At 43.7% G+C, this 10,891-nt stretch carries 2 protein-coding genes; both read right to left on the minus strand.

Annotated features, from left to right (window positions below):
* Nucleotides 1-65 precede the first annotated feature (65 nt).
* Nucleotides 66-4,838, minus strand: coding sequence for an esterase-like activity of phytase family protein (locus tag RM049_RS19935; RefSeq protein ID WP_322705380.1), 4,773 nt, complete (start codon nt 4,836-4,838; stop codon nt 66-68).
* A gap of 602 nt (nt 4,839-5,440) precedes the next feature.
* Nucleotides 5,441-10,891: a phytase gene (locus RM049_RS19940; protein ID WP_322705381.1), complete on the minus strand. Its 5,451-nt coding sequence runs from the start codon at nt 10,889-10,891 to the stop codon at nt 5,441-5,443.

A 10,891-nucleotide genomic window follows, 5' to 3' on the forward strand; every position in this document is an offset into this window, starting at 1 on the left:
CTTCAAGAAGTCGGGGATCTGAACAAATGACAGAATGTTGAATCTAAACTGTAATTATCTTTCGGCTAAACCACACTAGCAGAAAAAACGAAATCATTTGCTGTAAGGCTAGTTGCTGCAATTCCCAGCAATGAAACCAACTCTGTATTTCCGGTTTTCACGATAGTGTCACTACCCTGTTGCAACAGTGTTAAAGCACTAAATTGTGCGATCCCAACACCGCCAAGCCCGATTTTATCAATGGCGATCGCAAAATCAGTCACAATATTTTTGCTAGTTGGCAGACTGGCGTTAGCAATCCAGAACTGATCGACACCAGCACCACCACTGAGGCGATTACCGCCCTGTTGACCAGCAAATAACACATCATCGCCAGCGCCACCAGACAGGGAATCATTGGAATTGGAGAAGAGTTTGTCATCTCCAGAACCACCGTTGAGACGGTTATTGCTACCGCTACTGCTAAGGGTATCGTTACCTGAGCCACCAAATAATGATTGACGAGAACCTTCAACTACAGAGAGAGTATCATCACCTGCCGCCCCAAGTAAATTATTGCTACCACTAGCTTCCACTACGGTAATAAGATCATTACCATTGCCACCATCAGCAGTAATATTTTGAACCGGGCCGTTTTGACCAATAAATATCCGATCGTTACCCTCTCCTGTGGACACTGAAGAGTCACTGCCGACTAACACCGTGTCTTCACCGTTTCCAGTCTGAATTGTGTTACCTTTAGTACCCTCTACAAAGTCTGCTCCGTCACCTGTGAATAAGGTTTGATTTGGCTGAACGGTAATATCATCGCTGGTAGTGGAGCCAAAATTAATTTCTTCAGCTTGAGGTTGACCTAAGCCAGGAGCAAGATTAAGGGGCTTCTCCAGTTTCAGTTGTAGAATCTCATTGTTGTCTATAACTGGATTTTGAGGATCGTTTCCAGGACGACCTGTAGAGAAGGGATAATTGTTGTCATTAGCTACCAAAATGGTATTTTTGTCAACAACTAGAACATTTTCAATGGTTTGGAATGGGAAGTCGAAGGTGGTCTTACCATCCCCATTCAGGTCGTTGGGGTCTTGGATATTTAACAAGTCTGCAACTTCTTCTTTCGCTACATAGCCATTAGAATCTGTTTTAGACAAGTCTATTTTGTAGATCCTCTTAAATTTAGCCGCAGCCCCTTGATTGTTATCCCGTTCGATGACTAGGTATTCATTATCATTGATAACTGCTAAATCTCCAATGGAATTTGACGGATTATCCAATCTGTAGTACAGCTTTTTATCAGTGTACTTGTGGCTAGCAAGGTCAAATTCGTTAATCCGCAAAGCACCAGGGGTATCGCCCTGAACTGTACCTTCTAAGAGGAAGTAAAGCTTGGTTTTGCTGGCGTTAATTGCTCCACCTTCAAAACCCTTAGAACCAGCCAAGTTAGCAAAGGCATCACCTGAAAGCACATCAGGGTTTTGTGGCGATCGCACTACATTGTACTGAGGATCGTCTCTGAGGCGATCGCGTACTTCATCCGCGATATCTGGGAAATCACTAAATAGCGCGTCTACACCTAATTGATAGAACTGCTGAATTTCTAGTGCTAGCTGGCCCTTGTAATCTGCCGCTAAGTATTGATCTTCCGCCCGGAAGGTGTAAGGATGAACCTGCAACCCGGCGTTGTGAGCATCTTGAATTAAGGTAGAAAGAGGTAATGTTGTCTTATCAGCATCATTGATTGCTCCATCCCCATTCACATCATCGGCTTTGCCATCACCATTAGCATCAATACCTTTGACGCTAACAATCATCCGCTTCCAAGGGCCAATGCCATCAGCGTAGGTGGCAACTTCAGCCAAGCCTTCTGGAGTTCGCAAGTCGCCATAAGTGCGAGTGTCACCACTTACCTTCAGGTCATAAGGCTGACTTTCGATGATTTTGCCGTTGATATCAATGTCACTTGCATCTAGCAATTGAACTAGTGGAATATCCACTCCAGCCGCAGGCATGATGGTATCATGTAGTTCTTTGAGGTTGCCCACTTCAAAGGACTGGATGAAGATGCGACTGGGGTCAGTGAAGTTATTTGCTTTGAGCGCATCAATTAGTAACTGACTGATGTTTCTGTTAACTTTTTCTGTAGTGCCTACATAAGTGGCTTCATTGGCCAAATAAGTTGGATGCTTAGTTTCTGGGTAGATGCCAATCTTTTTACCTGTTGTCGCTTCTACATCCTTAACTAAATTGATGATTTCCGTGAAGGTAGGAATTTCAAATTGATCGTCAAAGGAATGATCGCGGAAAGGTAGACGTTCTTCTGCGCGTAAAGTCTTGATTTCAGCTAAGGTGAAGTCTTCAGCAAACCAACCTGTAAGTGTGTTTCCATCTAAACTTACCGTTTTCTTGCGATCGGCAAACTCTGGATGTTTGTAAACATCTGTGGTTGTATTGTTAAAATTGACAGTACCATCAGCGTTTAAAACTGCTAAAGCTGGCTCATGGCGAGCAATTAACACACCATCTTTTGTAACTACTAAGTCAGGCTCAATAAAGTCAGCGCCTCGCTCAATTGCTTGCTTATAAGACTCTAAGGTATGTTCTGGACGATAGCCGCTTGCACCTCTGTGACCAATAACTTTAGGTGCTTCTCCATTTAAAGTTTTGAATTGATCGGGTGTAGCGATGGGAGCTTCTAATAACTTACCAGTGGCATCAAAATGTAATAGGTAAGGGCCAAACTCGTCTCCCACCCAGATTGTCCCGTCTTTATCAAAGACGAATGACTCTACATCAAAGTCTGAGCCAGTTAGTAATCTTTGAGTAGTTCCTTCATTCACAATTTCAAAAGGAACTTTATTGTTAGGGTCAGACAATTGAATGTAGTCTAAAACTTTAACGCTGCCATCTCCATTTTCTGTTCCCTTAAAATTCGGGTCTAAACGATTGATCCGCAGTAGGAAATCTGCACTATTGTCTTTGCTACCGTAACCATTGTCTGACAGGAAGTAGAAAGAGTTGGTGTTAGCAAATTGAACACTGCTAAAGCCTTGAATTGGCTGTCCTGGGAAAGGCCCCGTTCTGCCATTGGCTGAAATGTCTGCACCAGAAGTTGGCCCATCACTAAAGGTATCAGCAGGCAAAGAGGCAAAGCCTACTAACTCAACTTTTGGCACTATTGAAGCAAACATTGTTTGGTAGATGTGGGTTTGATCGTTTAAACCCGCAATTCCTGGAATATCAGAACCGTAGGCGTTATAACCTTTACCTACCAAGCTATTTAACACTTCAGAACCAGCACCTTGGTAGTAAACAGGTACGGGACGGTTGGTGTGAGTTCCCCAACCATACTTGACATTGGGATCTGACCCCCAGTAATGTCCAACTTCTGCTGGAGTATCCAAATTGGTTAATGCTTCAGCACCTTGATTTTTTACTAAAGTCGGAAAATTACCGTCGAGAGTCAGGTAGTGATCGTGGTCAGCAGTAACGATTAGTAGGTTTTCATCCCAACCACCATTGTTATCAATCCAGTCAATCGTAGATCCAACTGCTTTATCGAAGTCCAAGGTGGTGCCGATCAAGTTGTCTATATTGTTATCATGGGCAGACCAATCGATATCGCCACCTTCAACCATTAACCAGAAACCATCAGGATCTTTACCCAATACATCTAATGCAGCACTTGTCAAGTCTTTGAGAGTTGGGTTTTCGTTAACCTCTTTGGCGATGAAAGATGCATCCGTCTCTCCGGGAAGCAGTGGACGTGTGGTGTCCACTTTGGTGTTATCACCTTGGTTAGTGAAAACGCTGAACATATCTAAACCAGTGGTGCTGTAGTCGCCGTTGGCAGAGCTTACAGGTAAGTTACCATTTTGACCACGCGCCCCGTATAAACCGAAGAGGCGATCGCCTTTTTCTGGATCGATTGTCGCCGCAGTTTCAGCCAGTTTCTGGGCAGCATTTTCACCCCGCTCTAAAAAGGTGTAATCGTAAATGTTATTAGTTGGTTTAGTGCTAAGTTCTGTGTAGGTTGATTGACGAATGAATTCATTGCTCGTATTCGGCTCAACCCCGTTTGGTAGTAAATCTCCAGGAGCAGAGAGTGGGTGTCCACCACCAAGTAATACCGTCGGTTGATAGACACGGAGTTGCTGTTGCAGGATGTTGTCTAATGCTGGATAGTCAGCATCATACTTGCTGCGACGGTTAACGTTGGCAGCAGCAGCAGCAGGTGTGGCGTGGTCAATGGGAACTGAAGTTACCAAACCAGTAGATTTACCAACTTCGTTTGCAGTTTTGAGAATTGTTTCTAGAGGATTCTCGAAAATATCAACGCCAACAGCGTTGTTGTAACTTTTAACGCCAGTGTACAGAGTTGTAGCGGTGTTTGCAGAGTCAGGATAGCTGTACTTAATATATTCAGGATCGTTACCAGGAGTCCAAGGATTAACACCACCTTTGGTAGGGTCATAACCTACTAGGTTTCCAACAGCACCATCACTGACTTTTGCACCACCTGTTGGGGTATTACCTGGGTTAAAAGTTGGATCGAAGGTGAAACCAGGGCGAACCTGGCTCTCTCCTGTGATCGGATTAGTCCCGTCAAGGGCTGAATTACCAGTACTAAAAACTCCATCACTATCAGCGATCGTTGTCCCATAGGTGGTTGCCAAACCGTAGCCTTGGAGTGTTTGAAAGTTGAGTCCTTGCCCCTTACCTTGTGTATAAAAATCACTCAGATTAGCGCCTGTCTTACCATTTTGAATCTCTTTGTAGATGGACGCAGCACGAGCCATTTGCCAGCCCATACCATCCCCAATCATAATGATGACGTTCTTAGCCATGAAAGAGAATCTCCCTGTGCTTAATTGTTGAGATGGTCTTGGCTCTAGTGGAATCAAAAAAGTAATATGGTGAAGAAAAACTAATAGTTTTAGGCTTCAAAGATGTAATTAACTTGTCAGCTTTTTGAGTCTGAACTATTAAATGTCAACCACTACTACAATTGTCATTTCCCTAGAAGCTTTTAGTATCTTAATTAACAATGTAAATTGCATATTAATTAAGATACATAGCAAAAGTTGTGAATAAATTGTGAACTGGTTAAGAAACCTTGTATTGCAATCTTGTACCTAATATGCAATTAACAATTTTTTGCATATTTTTGGTGATGTTAAAAATTATTTTTTATACATTGAAATGATATCTCTTTTGTAACTTTCGTCAGATAATAAGTTCTTTATAATCCAATACGGTTCGGGCTACTTGTACAAAATCGTGGGTTTTGAGACGCGATAAATCGCCGTCTCTACAAGTGTTTTGGTCTTATCTCAACTGTATTGCTTTATAACCCTTCTCTTTAATTGCTTTTGCAATAATGATTGAGTACAGCTTCATTAACTTTTGCTGTCTAATGAAGCTGTAACAATCACAAGAGGCGAACAAATTAAGCTACAACACTGACAGAGAAAACAAAGTCATTTGCTGTGAGCTTAGTTGATGTAATTTCTAGCAATGAAGCTAACTCAGTATTTCCAATTTTCACGATGGTATCATTACCGTGTTGCAATAGTGTTAGCCCACTAAATTGAGTAACACCAATACCGCCTAGCCCGATTTTATCAATGCCAACTGTAAAATCAGTGACAATGTTCTTGCTCGTTGGCAGACTGGCGTTAGTCATCCAGAATTGGTCAGCACCAGTACCACCAGTGATGCTATTACTACCCCCTTGACCAGCAAATAGCACATCATCACCATCGCCACCAAACAGGGAGTCATTGACATTAGAGAAGAGTTTGTCATCTCCAGAACCACCGTAGAGACGGTTATTGCTACCGTTACTCGTGAGGGTGTCGTTACCTGAGCCACCGAATAATGATTGACGAGAACCTTCAATTACTGTGAGATTATCATCACCTGCCGCCCCAAACAAATTATTGCTACCACTGGCTTCCACCACCGTAATTTCATCATCACCAGCACCACCATCAGCACTGGTATTCTGAGCCGGGCCATTTTGACCAATAAATATGCGATCGCTACCATCTTCCCCGGAAACTGAAGAGTTATTCCCTGCAAGCACTGTGTCATCACCGTTTCCAGCCAGAATTGTGTTACCTTCAGCACCTTCTATAAAGTCTGCTCCGTCACCTGCACTAAAGAATTGTCCTGGCTCAAGATTGACAGTATCGCTGTTGCTAGAACCAAAACCGTTGGGAAAAGTAGGTTGTACAGTTGTCAGATTATTGGGTAATTCGAGAATACCAAGTTTTTCAGCAGCCGTATTACCTGTAATGTTAAAGTCGTTATCGTTAATCAAGGCTAGAGTATTGGGTGCTACCAATGCTAGACCTTCTAATTTTTCCACTCCGGTGTAGCCTAACTGAGCAGCATTAGCAATCAAACTCTTGCTGACAGGGATAATATTGGCAGTAGCTAACTCCGCAGAGGTCAGTTGTTCAATAGTTTTACCAACTGGTAAGCTAAAGTTAGCAGGGTTGTTGATGTTAGTTGCCCCAGCTAAATCAATTTGGTAAATTAGTTTATTGCCAGCAGATGTACCATTATCATCTCGTTCAACTACTGCAAATTTGCCGTTACCCAAAGAAACTGCATCGCCAATCTTATCGGTTCCCGGTAGACCTTCTAGGCGATATAAATACTCTCCTGTTACCTGCTTGCTGACAATATCAAACTCTAGAATTCGCAGGTTGAGAGAACCTTTGGAAGTCGCATCATTGGCGACATCTGGATTATCGATCGCACTCTGAATAAAAGCATATAATTTATTACCTTCTAGTGCGACTGCTTCAAATCCTCGATTATTGCGACGTTGAGCATAAACTGCTGGCAATACCTCAGTGCCAAAAGTTCCCGCCGATCGATCTGGGTTGGGTGCTGTGGCAGTTCCTTGAGGGATAAAGCGATCAATCAGTTTACCATTAGTGTCAAAGTGGTAAATTGCCGGACGGTATTCATCTACCAGCCAGTAATCTCCATTTTGGGCAACGACAATACCCTCTAAATCAGCACCCAAAGGATCGTTAGCTAGAACATTGTTGTTTAAGTCAACGGCAATTTCATCTGTGTAAGCTAAACCGTTTCCTACAGCTTGCAAGTTAGGTAGTCCCGTTAATGGGGTCGTTCCATCTTGGCGAAATAGTTCTGTTCTGTTGGTAATGCTGATTTCACCTGTGGTGCGGTTGAGTTCAAAGCTGACTATTTCTGGTTGGAAGTCGGGTAATAAAAATGGTCTTTTGACACCATCGGGTTCTCCATTGGGGCCACGATCTGTGTTGGTAACAAATTTCAGGTTGCCATTTGCTGCAAACCCTTGGAAATACAACCCAGAAAAACCACCCAAGAAAATATCTTGATTTTTAGATGTCGTGCCTAACTTCGGTAGGTTTTCAAATTCATAGATAGTCAGCTTGGGTTGGGCAACAGGATTGCGAGGATTGTAACTAGTGGTATCGATATTTAGAGAATTGGGGAAGGCATTGGCAATATTTTCCCAAGGCACCAGTTTAAAGTTAGAACTGACGTTTTCGCCATCGATTGTCTTGGCAGGTTCATTAGAGCCGTCTTGGGTGACAAATAAACCAAATGGAAAGTTAGGCCCCAGTGGCAGATTAATTACATCAGCGCCATCTGACTCTTGCACGCTGTCAATTGACCCATTGTTACCAATGGCAAAGTTACCCACGTATTCGTTGTTACCTTCACGTGTGTAAGCAACAAAGGTGCTATCGCCTTGGCTGGATGCTAACAAGTAGCCTGTGCCGTTTTTGCCATAATAAATAGTCAACCCTTCGGCATCATCGGTAAGGTGAGAACCACCCTCAAAACGGACGCGATCGATCGGCTTGCCTGTTGTGCCACCGTCCGGTTCTGCCTGGAATTTCCAGATGCCCACATCTTCTTGGGCTATGTAGAGAAAGCCGGTTTCTTGGTCAACCACCATCCCCTCTGTTTGGGGAGAACGCCCTTCTGCAATCGGCGAGGGGATGGTAAACTCCCGCACCAGTTCAGCGCCAATTTTGCCATTCCCTTTGTCAATCAATTTGAACTGAGCTATATCTCCAGTTTCTCGCCGACTGGTAAAGACATAGTAATCATTAGTTATGGGGCTACGGTATAAGGTAACTCCGTAAGAACTGCGAGTTGATGCAGAATAGGGAGGTTCAAAAGGTGATGCTTGGAAGATAGTACCAATATTGCTATCGGTGATATCTTCCAAGTATTCTCCGGGGGTGGTGGGGTTGGAGTTGATTTTGAAGATTGCTAGTTTATCATTGTTGCGATCGCTAGCTACGGCAATATCAACAGATTGATTGCCTAATTGAAAACCGTATTGCAGGTCAATGTTATTGTAGCGAATGCCACCGGGATTAACTGTTTGCAATAAATTACCAGACAAGTCATAAACCCGCAGTCCAGCATTTTTGACTGAGGTTAATACTAGGCTTTCGGAAGCATTTGTGGCATTAACATAGATGGCAGGGTCATCAGCATCAGCATTTTGATCTACAGCAGGCAGTGCTGGATCTTCATCATCAAATAAATCGGGACGAGTTTCTAATCTGGGTGCAGCAGTGGGAACTAAGTCTGCATTCAAAGTGAGGATCTGGGTAAATTGGCTTTGGTTAAAGTTGTTATCACTTACCAGCACAATGGACTGACGACCATCTGCTAGTTTGGGGCCGAAGGCAAGACCTTCTATATTATCCACTCCTGTAATCGGGTGGTTTGCATCAGTAGGCAGATTCAGGTCAGTTAAATTCAACAGCAGTCGTTTTTGGGCGGGTTGGATAGCTGCTAGTTGTTCAGTACTCAGATTGTTGAGAGAATCGTAGAAGCTAATGTCAGTTGCACCTTGCAAAGAAACTTCGTAGATTTTGATCGTGTTACCTACACCTTGGGCAAAGGAACGTTCTAACGCTAGTAATGTACCACGATTATCTATTGCTAATAAATCCGCTAAACCATTGTCAGCAGAACCTGTGCTGGGATTGGGTGGTTCGGGAATTGCATCAGTAATATAGAGGTATTCTTTTTCTGGCTGTCCAGTAACCAGATTGTATTGCAGAATTCGGGAACGGCTGCCACTGGTGAGTGAAGCTTTTAATCCATCTTGGGACAGCGCGTTTTCAGTGGCGGTGAATAAGGTTTTCTGGTCGGGTGTAATGGTGAGGCTTTCAAAGGCTAAGTTATTGTAAACACCTGATGTCTGCGTATCATTTGCATCGATAATACTGTTACTGTTGGTATCTTCAACTACTGGTAGGAATTTCCTGGGGACAAATAGCGAGCCTGTTTCTTGCCCTGTAGTTAGCGAAAACTCTTTAATAAAGGGATTGCTAACGCGACCAGCACCAGGATTAACTTCGCCCTCGGAAGAGATAAAGACTGTACCATTGTTAGTTAAAGCGATACCTTCTGTGTCGAGGCTGTTGGTTGCAAAAAAGTTGCCATTTTTATCTTTCAGGGTGGTGACATTGGTAAAATTCACCCCGGAATCAGCGGCAGTAAAGGTATAAAAGCGGGCAGGGGCAACTTGGGAGCGATCGTCTGAGATTGCGTAGTAGCGGTTATTCGCAGCATCATAAGTGACACCAGATAATCCACCCACTGGAGTTTGTACCCCATTCACAGTTCCCGCCGCACCAGTAGGAATAAAGCCAGTGACAAAGGTAGTTTGTCCCAATAATCCTACATTAGGAATGGTTTTACCTGCTTCAGTTGGCCCAGCTTGCACATCTGCGAATACTAAGCGATGGTCAGAACTGGGGAACGGGAAAGTACCAACTGGGGAAAATGTTGGATCGGTATTCAGCGGCCAAAATACTCCTGAATTGGCAATTGTCAAATTAGCGGAAGGTAACACATAGTCAGTCCGCAGGTTTCCGGGAGTCGTATCAGCAAAGTCTGCGGTGTCAAAGCTAGGATTACCATTTTGGCTAATGTTTGCACCAGCTTGTAAGCCTGCTTGTTGGCGACCACCCAGGCTGGTGGGAATAACATTAGTATTGATACTGGGATTTTGCAATAGTTGGCGAATAGCGTTGTCAAAACTATCACCATCCAACGGATCTGCATTTTGATCGCCTACAATCACAAAGCTCGATCCAGCAGCAATACCGCCAGTTTTACCCTCATCATCGTAAATGTAATTACCATTACCAGGGGTAATATAGTCTGCCCAAAAGCGGATCTCGTCGTGGTTGCGCTTACCGTTGCGGTCTTCCGCACCATCAAAAGTTGGCGGTGTGGGGTGGCTGGCGAGGATGTGAATTGTCTCACCGTTTACCTGGATGGGTATATCCCAGTGACTTTTAGAAGAAAGGCGTAGAACTGCCAATTCCTCCTGAGAATACCAATCATTTGGCTGTGGTGTTGTTGGATCGTCAGGAAGCAAAGCATTGGGCATATCCTTCCACAGAAAATTTTGAAAGGTGCGGATGTTGGCAGTGTCGATGGGATATTTGGATAGCAGCAATATCCCGTATTGACCAGGGAAATTCCCAAATCCGAAAGCATCATCGCCATATCCTGATTCGCCTAGGGTTGTAACTGCTGTGCCATTGTTGTTCAAGTCAAAACCAGAGGCAATACCTGTATTAGAAGGAGCGATGTAGAAGTAAGGGTAGTCAACGGGTGTTGTACCATTCTGGCTGACGGCTAGGTAATTTTGCCGGAATAGTTGAACTGCCTCCGGGGAGTAGTCAAACTCGTTAATTAGCAACACATCCGGGTTATTACACTGGATGATTTCTGCAACTGCCTTTGCTTGAGCGTTGTCAGGGGTAGACAAATCGCTGACTAACTGACCTTTGGCATTACGATTCAAAGAAGCGTTGAATTGAGAAAAGCGAATTGTATTAGTAGTTACCAT

Origin of the sequence: Nostoc sp. DedQUE04 (assembly GCF_034530995.1) — a bacterium.
Lineage (GTDB): Bacteria > Cyanobacteriota > Cyanobacteriia > Cyanobacteriales > Nostocaceae > Nostoc.